18 protein-coding genes are annotated in these 17,868 nt (G+C 70.2%); 10 read left to right on the top strand and 8 right to left on the bottom strand.

From position 1 onward, the window contains the following. The first annotated feature begins 18 nt into the window (after positions 1 to 18). Entirely contained in the window at positions 19 to 1,551 is a 1,533-nt protein-coding gene (locus JMJ56_RS21585; protein ID WP_202833845.1) for an amidase, read from the top strand. On the opposite strand, the gene JMJ56_RS21580 is transcribed toward JMJ56_RS21585, so the two are convergent. Further along, complete coding sequence (locus JMJ56_RS21580) at positions 1,541 to 2,683, bottom strand: alpha-D-ribose 1-methylphosphonate 5-triphosphate diphosphatase (protein WP_202833844.1); 1,143 nt, start codon at positions 2,681 to 2,683, stop codon at positions 1,541 to 1,543. The two genes, JMJ56_RS21585 and JMJ56_RS21580, sit on opposite strands and share 11 nt — an antisense overlap. 1 nt (position 2,684) lies before the next feature. Then, positions 2,685 to 3,419 (bottom strand): phosphonate metabolism transcriptional regulator PhnF, encoded by a 735-nt coding sequence (phnF, locus tag JMJ56_RS21575; RefSeq protein WP_236038201.1) that lies wholly within the window; start codon positions 3,417 to 3,419, stop codon positions 2,685 to 2,687. Between the two features lie 93 nt (positions 3,420 to 3,512). On the opposite strand from phnF, the gene phnG reads away from it, so the two are divergent. The 8 genes from phnG to JMJ56_RS21535 are packed head-to-tail and all read left to right on the top strand — an operon-like array spanning position 3,513 to position 9,754. Continuing rightward, positions 3,513 to 3,971: a phosphonate C-P lyase system protein PhnG gene (gene phnG, locus JMJ56_RS21570; protein WP_236038200.1), complete on the top strand. Its 459-nt coding sequence runs from the start codon at positions 3,513 to 3,515 to the stop codon at positions 3,969 to 3,971. Then, the gene (phnH, locus tag JMJ56_RS21565) at positions 3,968 to 4,546 is read left to right on the top strand and encodes a phosphonate C-P lyase system protein PhnH (protein ID WP_202833842.1); all 579 of its coding nucleotides are present in this window, start codon (positions 3,968 to 3,970) and stop codon (positions 4,544 to 4,546) included. The genes phnG and phnH overlap by 4 nt, the downstream gene beginning before the upstream one ends. After that, positions 4,546 to 5,616, top strand: coding sequence for a carbon-phosphorus lyase complex subunit PhnI (locus tag JMJ56_RS21560; protein WP_202833841.1), 1,071 nt, complete (start codon positions 4,546 to 4,548; stop codon positions 5,614 to 5,616). The genes phnH and JMJ56_RS21560 overlap by 1 nt, the downstream gene beginning before the upstream one ends. Continuing rightward, positions 5,613 to 6,461, top strand: coding sequence for an alpha-D-ribose 1-methylphosphonate 5-phosphate C-P-lyase PhnJ (locus JMJ56_RS21555; RefSeq protein ID WP_202833840.1), 849 nt, complete (start codon positions 5,613 to 5,615; stop codon positions 6,459 to 6,461). Before JMJ56_RS21560 ends, JMJ56_RS21555 begins: the two co-directional genes overlap by 4 nt. After that, positions 6,458 to 7,228, top strand: coding sequence for a phosphonate C-P lyase system protein PhnK (gene phnK / locus JMJ56_RS21550; RefSeq protein ID WP_202833839.1), 771 nt, complete (start codon positions 6,458 to 6,460; stop codon positions 7,226 to 7,228). Before JMJ56_RS21555 ends, phnK begins: the two co-directional genes overlap by 4 nt. Next, positions 7,225 to 7,923: a phosphonate C-P lyase system protein PhnL gene (gene phnL / locus JMJ56_RS21545; RefSeq protein WP_202833838.1), complete on the top strand. Its 699-nt coding sequence runs from the start codon at positions 7,225 to 7,227 to the stop codon at positions 7,921 to 7,923. Before phnK ends, phnL begins: the two co-directional genes overlap by 4 nt. Further along, on the top strand, positions 7,923 to 9,062 hold the full coding sequence (locus JMJ56_RS21540; protein ID WP_202833837.1) for an alpha-D-ribose 1-methylphosphonate 5-triphosphate diphosphatase: 1,140 nt from the start codon (positions 7,923 to 7,925) through the stop codon (positions 9,060 to 9,062). The genes phnL and JMJ56_RS21540 overlap by 1 nt, the downstream gene beginning before the upstream one ends. Beyond that, positions 9,059 to 9,754: a DUF1045 domain-containing protein gene (locus JMJ56_RS21535; protein ID WP_328702445.1), complete on the top strand. Its 696-nt coding sequence runs from the start codon at positions 9,059 to 9,061 to the stop codon at positions 9,752 to 9,754. The genes JMJ56_RS21540 and JMJ56_RS21535 overlap by 4 nt, the downstream gene beginning before the upstream one ends. Here JMJ56_RS21535 and phnN read toward each other — a convergent pair. Beyond that, complete coding sequence (phnN, locus tag JMJ56_RS21530) at positions 9,744 to 10,262, bottom strand: phosphonate metabolism protein/1,5-bisphosphokinase (PRPP-forming) PhnN (protein WP_202833836.1); 519 nt, start codon at positions 10,260 to 10,262, stop codon at positions 9,744 to 9,746. The genes JMJ56_RS21535 and phnN overlap by 11 nt on opposite strands. 78 nt (positions 10,263 to 10,340) lie before the next feature. Here phnN and JMJ56_RS21525 point away from each other — a divergent pair, with 78 nt between their 5' ends. Next, entirely contained in the window at positions 10,341 to 12,122 is a 1,782-nt protein-coding gene (locus tag JMJ56_RS21525) for a gamma-glutamyltransferase family protein (protein WP_202833835.1), read from the top strand. 12 nt (positions 12,123 to 12,134) lie between these two features. On the opposite strand, the gene JMJ56_RS21520 is transcribed toward JMJ56_RS21525, so the two are convergent. From JMJ56_RS21520 to JMJ56_RS21500, 5 genes are all read right to left on the bottom strand, one after another. Beyond that, positions 12,135 to 13,889 carry a thiamine pyrophosphate-dependent enzyme gene (locus tag JMJ56_RS21520; RefSeq protein ID WP_202833834.1) on the bottom strand — a complete coding sequence of 585 codons (1,755 nt, stop codon included), beginning with the start codon at positions 13,887 to 13,889 and terminating at the stop codon, positions 12,135 to 12,137. Between the two features lie 57 nt (positions 13,890 to 13,946). Further along, complete coding sequence (locus JMJ56_RS21515; RefSeq protein ID WP_202833833.1) at positions 13,947 to 15,527, bottom strand: fatty acyl-CoA synthetase; 1,581 nt, start codon at positions 15,525 to 15,527, stop codon at positions 13,947 to 13,949. A 33-nt stretch (positions 15,528 to 15,560) separates the two neighbouring features. Continuing rightward, positions 15,561 to 15,995: an OsmC family protein gene (locus JMJ56_RS21510; protein WP_202833832.1), complete on the bottom strand. Its 435-nt coding sequence runs from the start codon at positions 15,993 to 15,995 to the stop codon at positions 15,561 to 15,563. A gap of 62 nt (positions 15,996 to 16,057) precedes the next feature. Further along, positions 16,058 to 16,738 carry a serine O-acetyltransferase gene (gene cysE / locus JMJ56_RS21505; protein WP_202833831.1) on the bottom strand — a complete coding sequence of 227 codons (681 nt, stop codon included), beginning with the start codon at positions 16,736 to 16,738 and terminating at the stop codon, positions 16,058 to 16,060. Positions 16,739 to 16,748: 10 nt separating this feature from the next. Next, the gene (locus JMJ56_RS21500) at positions 16,749 to 17,792 is read right to left on the bottom strand and encodes a cysteine synthase A (protein WP_202833830.1); all 1,044 of its coding nucleotides are present in this window, start codon (positions 17,790 to 17,792) and stop codon (positions 16,749 to 16,751) included. Positions 17,793 to 17,868: the final 76 nt, after the last annotated feature.

The raw sequence follows: 17,868 nt of genomic DNA, 5'->3' as shown, positions 1-17,868 counted from the left end.
GAACGAAGGAGGACGGCCATGCCGCTGGGAACTTTGAAGCTGCCGGGCATCGAGGAATGGCGCAAGGTCGCGGGCGAACTGGGCCTGAGTCTCTCGGATGACGATCTCGCGCAGCACCGCGCGGCGCTGACGGGCAGCTTCGCCGCCTACAACCTCGTCGACCAGATGCTGGACGAGATTCCGGAGGTCACCTTCCCGCGGACGCCGGGCCGGCGGCCGGGCGCCGAGGAAAATCCCCATGGTGCCTGGTATGTGAAGAGCACCGTGCAGGGCGCGTCCTCGGGCAAGCTCAAGGGCAAGACCATCGCGCTGAAGGACAATATCTGCCTCGCCGGCGTGCCGATGATGAACGGCGCCTCGACGCTCGAGGGCTATGTGCCGGATGTGGATGCGACGGTCGTCACGCGCATTCTCGAGGCAGGCGGCACCATCGCTGGCAAGACGGTCTGCGAATATTTCTGCTTCTCCGGCGGCAGCCATACCAGTGCGCCCGCGCCGGTGCACAACCCGCATCGCATGGGGTACTCGGCAGGCGGCTCCTCCTCGGGCAGCGCGGCCGTCGTCGCGGCGGGCGAGGTGCCGATGGCGCTCGGTGGCGACCAGGGCGGGTCGATCCGCATGCCGGCCTCGTTCTGTGGCATCTACGGCATGAAGCCGACGCATGGGCTGGTGCCCTACACCGGCATCATGCCGATCGAGCTGACCATCGACCATACCGGGCCGATGACGGCGACGGTCGAGGACAATGCGCTGCTGCTGGAGGTGCTGGCGGGGCCGGATGGGCTCGATCCGCGGCAGTACAGCACGGCGCCGGTGCCGGCCTATCGCGACCTGATGCGGGGCGGCATCGCGGGGATGAGAATCGCGCTGATCGAGGAGGGCTTCGGCCATCCGCAGTCGCAGGAGAAGATCGACGCGCTGGTGCAGGAGGCGGCGGAGCGGCTGCGCGGGCTCGGCGCGACGGTGGAGAAGGTCTCGCTGCCGATGCATCGGCTGGGCGCGGCGATCTGGCTGCCGGTCGCGGCCGAGGGGGCGACCGTGCAGATGATGCATGGCAACGGCTTCGGCTTCAACTGGCAGGGTCTATACGTCAACTCGCTGCTCGATGCGCACAGCAACTGGCGCGGGCGGGCGGATGAGCTGTCCGACTCGCTGAAGAACACCATGCTGCTCGGGCATTACATGGTGACGCGGCACCGGGGGCATTACTACGCCAAGGCGCAGAACCTAGTGCGGCGGCTGCGGGCGGCCTACGACTCCGTGCTGTCGCAATACGACCTGTTGGCAATGCCGACCCTGCCGATGGCGGCGACGCCGCTGCCGGCTGCCGATGCGCCGACCAGCGAGATCATCCAGCGTGCCTTCGAGGTGCTGCCCAATACGGCGCCCTTCGATTGCACGCATCATCCGGCCATGTCGGTGCCCTGTGGCCTGGCCGACGGGTTGCCGATCGGGCTGATGCTGGTCGGCAAGATGTATGACGAGGGCACGATCTACCGCGCCGCTGCCGCCTTCGAGAGCGGCGTCGACTGGAAGAGTCTCACGGCCTGAGGCGGGCGACTGCGTCGCCGGCGAGGAATGCCGCCTCGCCGGCGACGAAGCAGGCCAGCACACGCGGCCCTGCCGGGTCGACGATGACGACGTCACCGCGCATGCCGGGGTGCAGTGCACCTCGATCCGTCAGCCCCGCCGCCGCGGCCGGGTTGGCGGAGACGAGGGTCCAGGCCTCTGCGAGGCTCAGCCTGCCGCGGCGGGCCATGGCGAAGGGGGCTTCGAGCAGCGCGGGCCAGTGATAGTCGCTGGCGAGGATGGTGACGAGGCCGCGCTCGGCGAGCGGAGCGGCGCTGGCCCAGCCGAGATGGCTGCCGCCGCGGACGACGTTGGGGGCGCCCATTACCACCGCTTCGCCATGGGCGCGGGCATCGGCGGCGACGGCCTCGGCCATCGGGAATTCGCAGAGGCGGGCGCCGAGGTCGCGGTAAAGGGCGCGGTCCTCCAGCGTCGCGTCGTCATGGCTCAGCATGGGAATGCCGGCGGCCGCCGCCGCGGCGGCCATGCGGGCGCGGGCGGCGGGCACCTCCGGTCGGCGGGCGGCGACGCGCTCGATCAGGTCGCGGAATTCGTCGGGGGAGAGGCCGGCGCGGCCGGCATACTTCGCCAGTTCCTTGGCATTGCCCAGCTTCTTCAGGATGGACGGCGTATGGTCATTGAAGCCGAGCAGGTGGATGCGGCCGGCGGCGATGCCCGCCAGGGCATCATCGAGGGCGTCGAGATTGTCGGCTTCGAAGCGGCAATGGACGCGGAGGTCGAGGGGGAGCGGCCCGACCTCGTCCAGCGCGGCCATGAGCGCACGCCACATGCCGAGCGAGCGAAGGCCGGGCTCCCAGGACAGGGTGACGCCGAGGAAGGCGGTGGTGATGCCGCAGGCGAGGAGCTGGGCGGCGGTGTCGCGCAGCGCGAGGGCGGGCGGGAAGCCGATGCCAGGACGGGGTTGCAGCGCGCGCTCATGCGCATCGCCATGGATGTCGACGAGGCCGGGCAGCACGAGCAAGCCGGTGGCGTCGAGGCGGCGGGCGCCGGCGGGCGGGACGGCGGCGATTGACTCGCCGACGAGGGCGAGGTCGCCGGCGGCGAAGCTGCCGCCCCGCAGCACCTCGCCACCGGTGACGTGCCAGCCGGACATCTCAGCTCTCCGCTACGATCTGCACGCGACCCGAGGCATAGCAGCCGAAGCTGACCTCGACCGGCTGGCCCTCGGGGTCGAGGTTCAGGGCTTCCGTCACCAGCACGGGGCGAGTGCGGGATTGCTCGAGCAGGGTGGCCTCTTCCGGCGTCGGCATGCGGGCGGTGATGCGGGTTGCCTCGCGTCGGAAATCGGGGATGCCGAGCCGGGTGAGGACCCTGGTGATGGAGGCTTCCTCTGCCAGGAGGCCGGCAATGCCGGGAAAGCGGGTGGCAGAGAACCAATGGGTGCCGATGGCGATGGGGCGGCCATCGACCAGGCTCAGCCGCTCGGCGACGACGACGGGGCGGCCGCGGCGAAGGCAGAGCTGCTCGGCGATATGGGCCTCGGCGGGCACTTCCTCGATGCGGAGCATGCGGCCCTGGGGCTCGCGGTTCTGCCGGCGGATGGTTTCGGAGAAGCGGGTGCGGCGGCCGACGGGATAGTCCAGCACATCCTCCGCGACGAAGCTGCCGCGGCCCTGCTCGATGCGGACCAGGCCGCGCCCTTCCAGCTCCTCCATGGCGCGGCGGACGGTGTGGCGGTTGACTGCGAAGCGGGCGGAGAGCTCGGCCTCGGTCGGCAGACGGGCACCGGGGGCGAGGTTCCCGCTGGCGATCTCGCGCTCCATCGTGCCGGCGATCTGGCGCCAAAGGGCGACGCCCTGGCCGCGGGCGAGGGTGGCTGTCGTGTTCATGGAAGTTTCAACCATGGGCCTTGCCTGGCGTGTATTGTAACAAGCACCCTAGATGGCTGGACGTCTACTTGTCTAGACTTTATGATGAAGCTTATGTCCGATAACGCAATGGTAACCCAGGCGGCGCGACGCCGCTGGATGGGCGTGCTGGCCCGGGCCGATGCGGATGCCATCGCAATCCGGCTGGCGGAGGCCCCTGCCCTGCCCCGCCATATCCGGCTGCGCGGCCCGGAGACGGGGCTGGTGATGGCCCGTGGCCGGCAGGGCGGCGATGGGGCGCCCTTCAATCTCGGCGAGATGACCGTGACCCGGTGCAGCGTGCGGCTGGCGGATGGGGCGGTGGGCCATGCCTATGTCGCCGGCCGCGATGCGCGGCAGGCGGAGCTGGCGGCGGTGCTGGATGCCGCATTGCAGGATCCGGTACGGCGCCCAGCGCTGCTGTCGGCGGTGATCGAGCCGCTGGCCGAGGCGCAGGCCGCGCGGGTCACGCGCGAGGCGGCGAAGGCGGCGGCGACGCGGGTGGAGTTCTTCACCATGGCGACGATGCGATGAACGGCCTGACCCCTGGCTTCGCCGATCCGGTGCCGGATGCGCAAGCCTGTTTCCGGGCGCTGTTGGACGCGATGGCGCGGCCGGGCCGGGTGCAGCGCCTGGCGGCCCTGCCCGAGGCCCCGGCACCGCTGGCTCCGGCGGCAGCCGCGGTGCTGCTGACGCTGGCGGATGCGGAGACGCCGGTCTGGACCGATGCCGGACCGGCGGCCGAGGAATGGCTGCGCTTCCATGCCGGCTGTCCGCTGGTGGCGGAGCCAGGGTCGGCGGGCTTCCTGCTGGCGGCGGGCGGGCTGCCGACACTGACGGCGCTGGAGGCGGGGACGGAGGAGGAGCCGCATCGCTCCGCGACCTTGATCGTGCAGGTGGCGGGGCTGGAGCCGGGCGAGGGCTGGCGTCTCACCGGGCCCGGCATCGAGCGGGAGCACCGGCTGCAGGTGGAGGGGCTGCCGCGCGGCTTCCTCGCCGATTGGGCCTCGAACGGAGCGCGGTTTCCGCGCGGGATCGACCTGATGCTGTGCGCCGGGAACAGGCTGGTGGCGCTGCCGCGCACCACGCGCATCGAGGAGGCCGGCTGATGGCCTATGTAGCGGTCAAGGGCGGCGAGCGGGCGATCGAGGCGGCACATGCCTGGCTGGCCGAGGAGAGGCGGGGCGATCCGGCGCTGCCGGAGTTGAGCCTCGCCCAGATCGAGGCGCAGCTCGGCCTCGCCGTCGACCGGGTGATGGCGGAGGGGGCCTGCCATGATCGGGGGCTCGCCGCGCTCGCCATCAAGCAGGCGCGGGGCGACCTGATCGAGGCGGCCTTCCTGCTGCGTGCCTATCGCACCACCCTGCCCCGCTTCGGCGCCAGCCAGCCGGTCGAGACCGGCGCGATGCGCATCCGGCGGCGGATCAGCGCGACCTACAAGGAGTTGCCGGGCGGCCAGGTGCTGGGGCCGACCTTCGACTACACGCACCGGCTGCTGGATTTCGCCCTGGCCGCGGAAGGCAGCGTGCCGGCGCCGGCGCCGGAGGCTGCCACCGACTCAGCGGCGACGCCTCAGGTGACGGGACTGCTGGCCCAGGAGGGCCTGATGGCGCCGGAACTGCCGTCCGAGGCAGAGCCGCGCGACCTGACGCGGGAGCCGCTCGACTTCCCCGCCGAGCGGCCGCTGCGGCTGCAGGCGCTGGCGCGGGGCGATGAGGGCTTCCTGCTCTCGCTCGGCTATTCCACGCAGCGGGGCTACGGCAACGCGCATCCCTTCGTCGGCGAGATCCGCATGGGCGCGGTGACGGTGGAGTTCGAGCCGCCGGAGCTCGGCTTCCCGATCGAGCTCGGCGAGATCACCGTCACGGAGTGCCAGATGGTGAACCAGTTCGCCGGCTCGAAGAAGGAGCCTCCGCAATTCACCCGGGGCTACGGCCTCGTCTTCGGCCAGGGGGAGCGGAAGGCGATGGCGATGGCGCTGGTCGACCGGGCGCTGCGCGCGGCGGAGCTCGGCGAGCCGGTGGAAGCGCCGGCGCAGGACCAGGAATTCGTTCTGTATCACTGCGACAATGTGGAAGCGACGGGCTTCGTCGAGCATCTGAAGCTGCCGCACTACGTCGATTTCCAAAGCGAACTGGAGAAGATCCGGCTGCTGCGGCGGGAGGCCATCGGCGAATGACGGCGCTCGGCTACAATTTCGGCTATCTCGACGAGAACACCAAACGGATGATCCGCCGTGCGCTGCTGAAGGCGGTGGCGGTTCCCGGGCATCAGGTGCCCTTCGGCGCGCGGGAGATGCCGCTGCCCTATGGCTGGGGGACGGGCGGCATCGCGGTGACCGCCAGCGTCATCGGCGCGGGCGACCGGCTGAAGGTAATCGACCAGGGGGCGGACGACACGACCAATGCCGTCTCCATCCGGCGCTTCTTCGCCAAGGTGGCGGGGGTCGAGACCACCGAGCGGACGGGCGAGGCGACGATCATCCAGACCCGGCACCGCATTCCGGAGACGGGACTGCGCGAGGGACAGATCCTCGTCTACCAGGTGCCGATGCCGGAGCCGCTGTTCCGGCTCGAGCCGCGCGTCGCCGAGACGCGGCGCATGCATGCCCTGGCCGATTACGGGCTGATGCATGTGAAGCTTTATGAGGATATCGCCCGGCATGGCCATGTGGCGATCAGCTACAACTATCCGGTGCTGGTCGGCGGGCGCTACCTGATGTCGCCTTCGCCGATCCCAGCCTTCGACAACCCGAAGATGGACCGGATGCCGGCCTTGCAGCTGTTCGGCGCGGGGCGGGAGAAGCGCATCTATGCTGTACCGCCCTACACGTCGGTGAAGAGCCTCGATTTTGAGGACCATCCCTTCCGGCCGGTGCGGGCGGATGCGCCCTGCGCCCTTTGCGGCAGCCGGGAGAGCTATCTCGACGAGGTCGTCGTCGATGACAAGGGCGGGCGGATGTTCGTCTGCTCCGACACCGACTACTGCAACACCCGGCAGGCGGCACGGGAGGCGGCGGAATGAGCGCGCTGCTCGAAGCCTCGGGCCTCGCGCTGCGCTTCGGCGCCGTGCCGGCGCTGGACGACGTCTCGCTCGAGGTCTTTCCTGGCGAGGTCGTCGCCATCGTCGGCGAGAGTGGTTCCGGCAAGACGACGCTGCTGCGCGTGCTCTCCGGCATGATGCGACCGGAGGCCGGCGAAGTGCGGTACCGCGACCCGGAGGGCGGCCTGCATCTCGTCCACGACATGGGCGAGGCAGCACAGCGGCGGCTGCATCGAACGGATTGGGGCTTCGTCCACCAGAATCCCCGCGATGGGCTGCGCATGCGCGTCTCGGCGGGCGGGAACATCGGCGAGCGGCTGATGGCTGTCGGTGCACGGCATTATGGCCAGATCCGCGCCGAGGCAGACGAATGGCTGCGGCGCGTCGAGATCGATCCGGCGCGGATCGACGGCATGCCGGCGCTCTTCTCGGGCGGCATGCAGCAGCGGCTGCAGATCGCGCGGACCCTGGTGACGCGGCCGCGGCTGGTCTTCATGGACGAGCCGACCGGAGGGCTCGATGTCTCGGTCCAGGCGCGGCTGCTCGACATGATCCGGGCATTGGTCGCCGATCTCGGGCTCGCGGTGGTGATCGTGACGCATGACATCGCGGCGGCGCGGCTGCTGGCGCATCGGCTGCTGGTCATGCGACGGGGGCAGGTGGTGGAGCATGGGCTGACCGACCGGGTACTCGACGACCCGCAGCATGAATATACCCAACTGCTCGTTGCCTCGGTGCTGGCGGCATGAGTGCTGCGATCCGCACCGAGGGGCTCGGCAAGTCCTTCACCCTGCATCTCCAAGGCGGGGTGCGCATCCCCGTGCTGGAGGACGTCGAACTTTGCGTGGCGGCGGGGGAATGCGTGGCGCTGGCGGGGCCTTCGGGAGCCGGCAAATCCACGCTGATGCGATTGCTCTACGGCAATTACGGCGCGGGGGCGGGACGCATCCTCATCCGCCATCGCGGCGCGGAGATCGATCTCGCCGCGGCCGATGCGCGGCTGGTGCGGGAGGTGCGGCGGGAGACGCTCGGCTATGTCAGCCAGTTCCTCCGCGTCATCCCCCGCGTGCCGACGCTCGACATCGTTGCCGAGCCGCTGATGGCGCGGGGGGCGGTGCGAGAGGCGGCGCGGGCGCGGGCGGCGGAGCTGCTGGCGCGGCTCAACCTGCCGGCGCGGCTGCACGGTCTGCCACCGGCGACCTTCTCGGGCGGCGAGCAGCAGCGGGTGAACCTTGCGCGCGGCTTCGCCCCTGGCTACCCGGTCCTGCTGCTCGACGAGCCGACGGCAAGCCTCGATGCCGGGAACCGCGCCGTGGTGGTCGGGCTGATCCGCGCCGCCAAGGCCGCGGGTACCGCCGTGATCGGCATCTTCCATGACACCGAGGTGCGCGACCAGGTCGCGGACCGCCTCTACGAGGTCCAGCCCATGCCGGTTGCCGCCTGATGTCGGAAACCATCCTCACCAACGCGCTGCTCGTCCTGCCGGAGGATGTGGTGCCCGGCACGCTGGTGCTGCGCGGCGGCCTGATCGCCGATGTGCAGCCGGGTCGGACCGTGGCCGCTGGCGCGGTGGATTGCGGAGGCGACCACATCATCCCCGGCGTGGTCGACCTGCATACCGACAATCTCGAGCGACAGGTGCAGCCGCGGGCCAATGCGCGCTGGCCGAGCCGTTCCGCCCTCCTGGCGCATGACGCGCAATGCGCCGCAGCGGGTGTCACCACCGTCTTCGATGCGCTCTGCCTCGGCGATCTCGGCTTCGACCCCGGTCGGGTGCAAACCTTCTACGAGGGCGTGGACGATCTCGCCGCCCTCGTTCCGACCGGGCTGCTGAAGGCGGAGCATCTGCTGCATCTCCGCTGCGAGCTGCCCGCCATGGACATGGTGCCGGCGGTGGAGAGCGTCGCCGATCATCCGCTGGTTGCCATGATCAGCCTGATGGACCATTCCCCGGGCGTCGGCCAGTACCGCGACATCCCGCGCTACCGTGCCATGCGCCAGCGGCAGAAGCAGATGACGGATGCCGAGGTGGATGCCCGGATCGCCGAGCTGCTGGAGCGCCGCGCCCGGCTGCGCGAGCCGCAGCGGCGCTGGCTGCTGGACCGCATCGCCCACCGCGACCTGCCGCTCGCCAGCCATGACGATGACGACGTGGCCGAGATGGCGCGCAACGCGGAGGACGGCATCCGCATCAGCGAATTTCCGGTGACGATGGACGCCGCCTGCGCGGCGCGGGAGCTTGGCGTGACGGTGATCGTCGGCGCGCCGAACATTGTCCGCGGCGGCAGCCATTCGGGCAATGTGGCGGCGGCAGACCTTATCCGGGCCGGTGCAGTCGATGCGCTGGCCAGCGACTATGTACCGGCGGCGATGGTGGAGGCGGCCTGGATTGCTGCGGCGACCACCGGCATCTCCCTGCCCCGGGCGGTCGCCAGCATCACCGAGGGTCCGGCACGGATGGCGCGGCTGGACGACCGCGGGCGGCTGGCGGCGGGGCTGCGGGCCGATCTGGTGCGTGTACGGGCGATGGAGGGGCTGCCAATGGTCCGCGCCGTTTGGCGCGGGGGGGAGCGCGTGGCGTGATCGGCACGCCGATGCCGGAAGCGCGGCTAGCCCTCTACTGGGCGCCGGAACCGGAGGATCCCCTGCACCGGCTCGGCTCTGCCTGGCTCGGCCGGGACGCGGAGACGGGAGCGCCGCTGCCGCAGCCGGCGCTCCCGGAACTCGATATCCGCGAGGTCACGGCGGACCCGCGGGGCTATGGCCTGCATGCGACACTCAAGCCGCCCTTCCGCCTCCGGGTGAGTTGGGCGGAGGCGCTGGCCGCAGCGGAGGCGCTGGCGGCGCGGACCGCGCCCTTCGACCTTCCGCCGCTGGCGGTCGAGAATCTGGGTGGGTTCCTGGCGCTGCGGGAGACGGCGCCCTGCCCTGCCCTCCGGCCCTTCGCCGATGCCTGCGTCGAGGCGCTCGATCCCTGCCGGGCGCCGCCCGATGAGGCAGAGCTGGCGAAGCGGCGGCGGGCCCGGCTGAGTGCGCAGCAGGAGGCACTGCTGGGGCGGTATGGCTATCCTTACGTCATGGAGGAGTGGCGCTTCCACATCACTCTCAGCCGGCGGCTTTCGGCCGAGGAAATGGCGGTGGTGCGGCCGGCGGTGACGGATTTCCTCGGCGAGGCGCCGGCGATGCCGCGGCGGGTCGGCGCCATCAGCTTATTCACCCAGGCGAAGGCCGGCGCTCCCTTTCTGATCGCCGAGCGGCTGCCGCTCAGGGGATAGCGCGGAGCGCTGCCACTACCCGGGCGATGCCCTGCTCCACCGGACCCTCATTCATCACCCGGACCACATCGAGGCCGGGTGGCAGCGGGGCCTCGCGGGCGAGGCGGGCGGCGATGTCGGCCTCCGTCTCGCGGCCGCGGGCGGCGAGGCGAGCGGCCAGCACCGGCGGCGGGGCAGTGATCTCCAGCACCAGCAGGGGCATGCGCCGTGCGGCCTCGGCGAGGACGGTGCGCGAGAGGTTGGCGACCGCCACGCCGGGCGGCAAGGCGGCCGGGATGCCGTAGAACAGCCCATGCGCCTCCCACCAGAGGGCGAAGCGGCCAGCGGCGCGCTCGGCCTCGAATTCGGCGCGGTTCAGCGGTCGGTGATTCTCGCCGCCGGCCTCGGCGGCGCGGGTGATGCTGCGCTGGATGAAGTGGAACCGCGGGTCGCCGACGAGCGCGGCGCGCGCACCCTCCATCAGCGTGTCCTTCCCCGCCCCGGAGGGCCCGACCACACCGACCAGCATGCTTGCCTTCCAGACCGATCGGGCCTTCTCTGCCTGTCCGTTCGCCGTCACACAATGGCCCAGGGAGAGCGCCACAGCATGTTCACGACGCGGCCCGAGATCGCCGGCACCTTCGGCGCCGTCGCCACCACGCACTGGATCGCCTCGCAGGTCGGCATGTCGGTGCTGGAGCGGGGCGGCAACGCCTTCGACGCCGCCTGCGCCGCGGGCTTCACCCTGCAGATCGTCGAGCCGCATCTGAACGGGCCGGGGGGCGACTGTCCCATCATCCTGCACAGCGCGAAGCTCGGCGCGCAGCAGGTGATCTGCGGCCAGGGGCCGGCGCCGGCGGCGATGACCGTCGGCAAGCTGAAGGACGAGCTGGGCCTCGATATCGTGCCGGGCACGGGCTTTCTTTGCGCGCCGATCCCGGGGGCCTTCGATGCCTGGGCGCTGATGCTGCGCGACCACGGCACCTGGCGGCTGCGCGACGTGCTCGACTACGCCATCAGCTATGCGGCGCGCGGGGCGCATGTGGTCGGGCGCATCTGCGCGACGATCGAGACGGTGCGGCCGCTTTTCGAGACGGAGTGGAAGACTTCGGCCGCGCTCTGGCTGAAGGGGCTCACGCCGGGCGGGCTCTACACCAATCCGGAACTGGCCAAGACCTATGCTCGGGTGGTGCGCGAGGCGGAGGCAGCGAGCAGCGACCGCGAGGGACAGATCGAGGCGGCGCGCAACATCTGGTATGGCGGCTTCGTCGCCGAGGCGATCGACCGCTTTGGCCGCGAGTTCGCCGCGCTCGACACCTCTGGCCGGCGGCACCATGCCCTGCTGACGGGGCAGGATATGGCCGGCTGGCGTGCGGGCGTGGAGCAGCCGCTCGCCGGGCACTATCGCGGACATACCGTGCTGAAATGCGGTCCCTGGAGCCAGGGGCCGGCGATGCTGCAGACCCTCGCCCTGCTCGAAGGGTTCGATGTGGCAAGGATGGACACGGTCGGGGCGGAGTTCGTCCACACCGTCGCCGAGGCGATGAAGCTGGCCTTTGCCGACCGCGAGGCCTTCTATGGCGACCCGGATTTCATCGATGTGCCGATGGGGACGCTGCTGTCGGCGGAATACAATGCGGCGCGGCGGGCGCTGATCGGGCGTGAGGCGAATAACGAGTTCCGCCCGGGCTCGCCGGACGGACGGGCGCCGCGGACGGATTACGCGGCCGCGGTGCAGCGGGCCGGGGCACTCACCATGGCGGCAGGGACTGGAGAGCCGACCGTCTCCCGGCTCGGTGCCTCGGGCGGGGATACCTGCCATATTGACGTGATCGACCAGTGGGGGAATTTCGTCAGTGCAACGCCCTCGGCCGGCTGGCTGCAGAGTTCGCCGGCGATCCCCGGCCTCGGCTTCTGCCTTGGCTCGCGCTGCCAGATGTTCTGGCTCGACGAAACGCTGCCGAACGGGCTGAAGCCGGGCAAGCGGCCGCGGACGACGCTGTCGCCGAGCCTAATGCTGCGCGAGGGCAAGCCCTGGATGAGCTTCGGCACGCCGGGCGGCGAGCAGCAGGACCAGTGGCAGCCGATCATGCTGGCGCGGATGCTCGACCATGGCTTCGGCATCCAGCAGGCGATTGACCTGCCGAGCTTCCATAGCGAGCACTGGATCAGCAGCTTCTGGCCGCGCGGCGCCCGGCCGGGGAAGCTGGTGCTGGAGGGGCGCTACGCGCCGGCGGTGCTCGATGAGCTGACAGCCCGCGGCCATGCCGCCGAGATGGGCGGCGAGTGGTCCGAGGGACGGCTCACCGGCGCGCGGCTGGAGGCGGATGGCCAGATCCTCGCGGGCGCCAACCCGCGAGGCATGCAGGGTTATGCGGTGGGGCGGTAAGTCCCCACCGCCTTACCGTGTCCGCGGCCCGACGCGCCGCGGCGCCGGTACCCGCGCCGGTTGCGCCGCGGGCGCCTTCGCCGCCGCCTTGCGCGCCTGCTCGCGCAGCTGGGCAATAGTCGAGCGGTTGGTCACCTGCTCCGGGTTGGTCCGCACCTCCACCACCGCCGGCTTGCCGGAGGCGATCGCACGCTGCACGGCAGGCACCAGCTCCTCGGTCGCCTCCACCACCTCGCCATGGCCGCCGAAGCTGTCGATGAATTTGGCGAAATCCGGATTGGTGAGCGTGGTGGCGGAGACGCGGCCGGGATAGTGCCGCTCCTGGTGCATACGAATGGTGCCGTACATCTGGTTGTTGAAGACCAGGATGATCGGGTTGACCGAGTGGTGGAAGGCGGTGGCGATCTCCTGGCCTGTCATCAGGAAGCCGCCATCGCCGACGAAGGAGATCACCGTCCGTCCCGGATGGACGATCTTGGCGCCGATCGCGGCCGGGACGCTGTAGCCCATCGCGCCATTGGTCGGGCCAAGGAAGTCCTGGCCTTCCGAGACATGCATGAAGCGCGTCGGCCAAGTGGCGAAATTGCCGGCATCGGTGGTGAAGATGGTGTCGGGCGGCAGCGCCTTCTCCAGCGCCTGGAGCGCGACGGCGAGATTGAGCGGGCCCTCGTACTCGCCGGGCGTGGCTTGTGTCTCCCGCGCCGCGCGCAGCTCGGCGCGCCAGCCGGACCAGGCCGGGCTGGAGACAGGCGGCATGGCCTTGGCGGCGGCGGCGAAGGCATTCATGTCCGTGGTGATGCCGAGGGCCGGGCGGTAGACGCGCCCGATCTCCGACTGGTCGGGATAGGCGTGGATGATCGGCGTCCCGCCCGCCATGTCGAAGAGGGTGTAGCCTTGCGAGACTGTCTCGCCGATGCGGGTGCCGATGGCGAGGAAGAGGTCGCTTTCCTTCGCCTTCGCCACCAGCGTGGCATCGGCGCCGACGCCGAGGTCACCAGCGAATGTCGGCAGGGTGTTGTCGTAGAGGCCCTGACGGCGGAAGCTGACCGCGACGGGGATGTCGTTGGCGCGAAGGAAGTCGCGGATGTCGGCGCGGCCTTCCGGCGTCCAGCCACCGCCGCCGCCGAGCACCGCGAGCGGGCGCTTGGCGCCAGCCAGCATCGCCATCATCCGCTCCATGGCGGCGGGCGAGGGATGCGCAGGGGCAATCTGGGCGGGGCCGATATCCGGCACCGACGCCATCTCCTTCTGCATCTCCTCGGAGATCGCCACCACCACCGGGCCGGGCCGGCCGGAGGTGGCGACGTCAAAGGCATGCGCCATCAGCTCCGGGATGCGCGATGCATCGTCGATCTGCGTCACCCACTTGGCGAGCGGCGCGAACATCTTGCGGTAGTCGACCTCCTGGAAGCTCTCCCGGTCGGTCTCCTCGAAGGGAATCTGGCCGATCAGCAGCACCAGCGGCGTCGAGTCCTGGTAGGCGACATGCACGCCGATCGCGGCATGACAGGCGCCGGGGCCGCGGGTGACGATGGCGACGCCAGGCTTGCCGGTCAGCTTGCCATAGGCCTCCGCCATATGGACCGCACCCGCCTCGAAGCGGCAGGTGACGAGCTGGATGCGATTGCGCTGGGCGTAGAGCCCGTCGAGCAGGTCGAGATAACTCTCGCCGGGCACGCAGAAGGCGTGGCTGACGCCCTGCGCCACCAGCGCATCGGCCAGGATATGCCCGCCGAGCCGCGCCTCAGTTCGCCTTGCCTGCGTCATGCCCTGGTCTCCATCCCCTCTCGTAGCGCGCGACCATAGCGAGGCCGCGCGCGCGCGTCACCCTGCGCCGAGGGCGCCGCTTGCCGTACCGGCATACATCTGCCGCAGCTCACGCTTCAACAGCTTGCCGGCGGTGTTCTTCGGCAGCGACTCGGCGATGATGATGCGCTTCGGTAGCTTGTAAGGAGCGAGCAGCCCGCGCGCATGGGCTAGCAGCACGGCCTCTATATCGGGTGGCGCATCGGCGCGGGGGACGACCACGGCGGCGACGGCCTCGATCCATTTCGGGTCGGGCACCGCGATGACGGCGACCTCGGCGACGGCGGGGTGGGTGAAGAGAGCCTCCTCCACCTCGCGGCTCGCCACCAGCACGCCGCCGGTATTGATGAGATCCTTGGTGCGGTCGACGATGGCGAGATAGCCCTCTTCGTCGATCGTCGCCACGTCGCCGCTGTGGAACCAGCCGCCCCCGAAGGCGCGGGCCGTCTCCTCCGGCATGTTCCAGTAGCCGAGGAGGAGTTGCGGCGAGCGGTGGACGACCTCGCCGCGCTCGCCAGGGGCTACATCGCGCATGTCCACATCGACGACACGGGTCTCGACGTTGAGGACGGGGCGGCCGATGGAGCCAGGGCGGGCCTCGTGCTCTTCCGGGCGGAGGACGGTCGCCAGCGGGGCGATCTCGGTCTGGCCGTAGCAGTTGAAGGGGCGTGAACCGGGGAGGCGGGCGCGCAGATCCTGCAGCACGGGCACGGGCATGATGCTCGCGCCGTAATAGACCTTGCGCAGGCAGGACAGGTCGCGGGCGCCGAAATCCGGGTGCTGCAGCAGCGTGATCCAGACCGTTGGCGGCGCGAAGAAGGCGGTGATGCGCTCGCGCTCGATCAGCTCCAGGCAGGTGGCGGCGACGGGGGCATCGATCAGCAGGGTCGGGATGCCGGCGAGCAGTTGCGGCATGGTGAAGGCATGCATCTGCGCCGTGTGGTAGAGCGGCAGGGCGGCGAGCGAACGGTCCTCGCGCTGCATCTCCAGCTCGATGATGCAGCTGGCATATTCGGCAAGCAGGCCGCGATGGGACATCATCGCGCCCTTCGGGGCTCCGGTGGTGCCGGAGGTGTACATGATCTGGACCAGGTTCTCGTCCAGCACCGTCTCGCCCAGCGGCTCGTCCTGGTCCCAGCCTGGGTCGAGCGCAGCGGCAAGGATGTCGAGCGGCCCCTCCCCGGCATCGATGGTGCCACCGCGGACGCCCGTCACCGTGGCGCGGGCGGCCTCAGCCGTGGCGGCGAGCGCCGGCTGATGCAGCAGCAGCGCGGCACCCGACTGGCGGAGAACGTATTCGACCTCCTTCACCGTCAGGGCGAAGTTGATCGGCACATGCACGAGTCCGGCGCGGGCGCAGCCGAGCCAGAGCAGCAGGTAGGCATCCGAATTGCGGCCATAGGCGACGACGCGATCGCCCGGTGCGAGGCCCGACGCCAGCAGGCAGCGGCCGATGCGGGAGGCGGCCTGGTCCAGGCTCGCATAGCTCCAGGCGCGGTCGGCATAGCGGAGCGCCTGGCGCTCGCGGAAGCGGCCTGCCGCGCGTCCCAGCGCATCGCCGATGGTGTTGCGCCGGGCGCGCGCGCCAGTCTCGAGCATGAAATCCTCCCCGTCGTTGACGGGGAGTGTAGCCTAGGAGTCCAGCGTGGCGTCGAGGGTGATGCTGGCGTTCAGCACCTTGGAGACGGGGCAGCCAGCCTTGGCGGCATCGGCGAGCTTCCGGAACTCCTCCTGCGACAGGCCGGGAACCTTGGCCTTCAGCGTCAGCGCCACCGCGGCGATCTTCCAGCCGGAGCCTTCCTGCTCGAGCGACACCTTGGCGGAAGTGTCGAGCGCCTGCGGCTCATGCCCTGCGCCCGAGAGCTGGAAGGCCAGCGCCATGGTGAAGCAACCGGCATGGGCAGCGGCAATCAGCTCCTCCGGATTGGTGCCGGGGCCGTTCTCGAAGCGGGTCTTGAAGCCGTACTGGCTGTCCTTGAGCACACCGGACTGGGTGGTGAGGCTGCCGGTGCCCTCCTTGCCGCTGCCCTGCCAATGCGCGCTGGCGCTGCGATGGATACTCGCCATGGGCTCTCTCCCTTCCATGTTACGGAGAAGGAGATAGGGCGCAGCGCCGCCGGTTCCAGCCGCTATTCAGCGGCTGACACGTTTACCTGCCGTTGCTGGCCGCGCAGCAGGGCCATCTCGTTGCGAAGCATGGCAACCTCGGCGCGCAGCTCGGCAAGTTCCTCCCCCACCGGGTCGCAGGGCGCGTCGAGCAGGCCGTAGCCGGGGCTCGGCGCACGGCGGGTCGGCAGCACGTGAAGCTCCTGCGGCGGACGCGCAGGTATGCCGACCACGGTCTCGCCGACCGGCACCTCGGCGACAACCACGGCATTGGCACCAATGCGGGCGTTGTCGCCGACGCGGATGGGGCCGAGCACCTGCGCGCCGGCGCCGACCGCCACGCCGTTGCCAATGGTCGGATGGCGCTTGCCAGGCTGCCCGGACAGGCCGCCCAGCGTCACGCCGTGGTAGATCAGCACATCATTGCCGATCTCTGCCGTCTCGCCGATGACGACGCCCATGCCGTGGTCGATGAAGAGGCGACGGCCGATGGTGGCGCCGGGGTGGATCTCGATGCCGGTGATGAAGCGGTTGGTGTGCGACACGGCGCGCGCCAGGGTACGGAAGCCCATGCGGTAGAAGCGATGGGCGAGGCGGTGCAGCAGCACCGCATGCAGCCCGGCATAGCAGGTGACGGCCTCGATCCAGGTCGGGCGAGCCGGATCGCGCGACCGGATCGTGCGTGCAAGTTCGAGGATTTCCATAGGACCGCCCTTATTCGAGCCAGGTTGGCACCGGCAGGCCGCGCTCGCGCAAGAACGCCGGGTTGAAGATCTTGCTTTGATAGCGCGCTCCACCATCGCAAAGGATAGTGACGATGGTGTGACCCGGCCCCATTTGCCGCGCGACCGCGATCGCTGCCGCGACATTGATGCCGGCAGACCCGCCAACCGAAATCCCCTCATGGAGTTGCAGGTCGTAGACCTGCTCGAGCGCCACCGGGTCGGTCACCTGCACGGCATCGTCGATGAGGGCGCGGCCCTGCTCGAGATTGCCGGGCACGGTGGACGCCTGGCCGATGCCTTCGGTGATGGAGTTGCCCTCGGCCTTCACCTCGCCGGTCTTCACCCAGCTGTAGAGGCCGCTGCCCATTGGGTCGGCAAGGATGATGCGGATGTCGGGCTTCTGCGCCTTCAGCGCGCGGGCGACGCCGGCCAGCGTGCCTCCGGTGCCGCAGGCGCAGGTGAAGGCATCGATGCGGCCGCCGGTCTGCTCCCAGATCTCCGGGCCGGTCGTCGCCTCATGCGCGGCGGCATTGGCAAGGTTGCCGAACTGGTTGGCCCAGACCACCCGCTTCCCCTCGGCGGCCAGCTCCTCGGCGATGCGGCGCGAAGTGTGCACGTAATGCCCCAGGTCACGGTAGGGTTTCGGCGGGATCAGGCGCAGGTCGGCGCCGATCATGCGGAGGAAGTCGAGCTTCTCCCTCGCCTGCGTCTCCGGCACGACGATGATGGAGCGGTAGCCGCGCGCATTGGCAACAAGGGTGAGGCCGATGCCGGTGTTGCCGGCTGTGCCCTCGACCACGATGCCGGGCTCACCGGGGATGAGCTGGCCGCGGCGCTCGGCGTCCTCAATGATGCCGAGGCCGGCGCGGTCCTTCACACTGCCGCCAGGCTGCATGAACTCCGCCTTGCCAAGGATCTCGCAACCCGTCGCCGCGCTGGCACGGCTGAGCCGGATGAGAGGCGTGTTGCCGATGGCACCGGCGAGGCCGTCCACGGTTCGGGCCACGATTCGTTCGGGCGGCGTGGGGCTCATGCAATTCCATCTCCAGGCGTTCGGATGATCTGCGCGCGGTCTGGGGCTGGATTCAAGAGGGCTGGCGACATTGCGA

Source organism: Belnapia arida (genome assembly GCF_016773205.1).
Taxonomy (GTDB): domain Bacteria; phylum Pseudomonadota; class Alphaproteobacteria; order Acetobacterales; family Acetobacteraceae; genus Belnapia; species Belnapia arida.
This window is presented reverse-complemented; position numbering and strand designations above follow the sequence as displayed.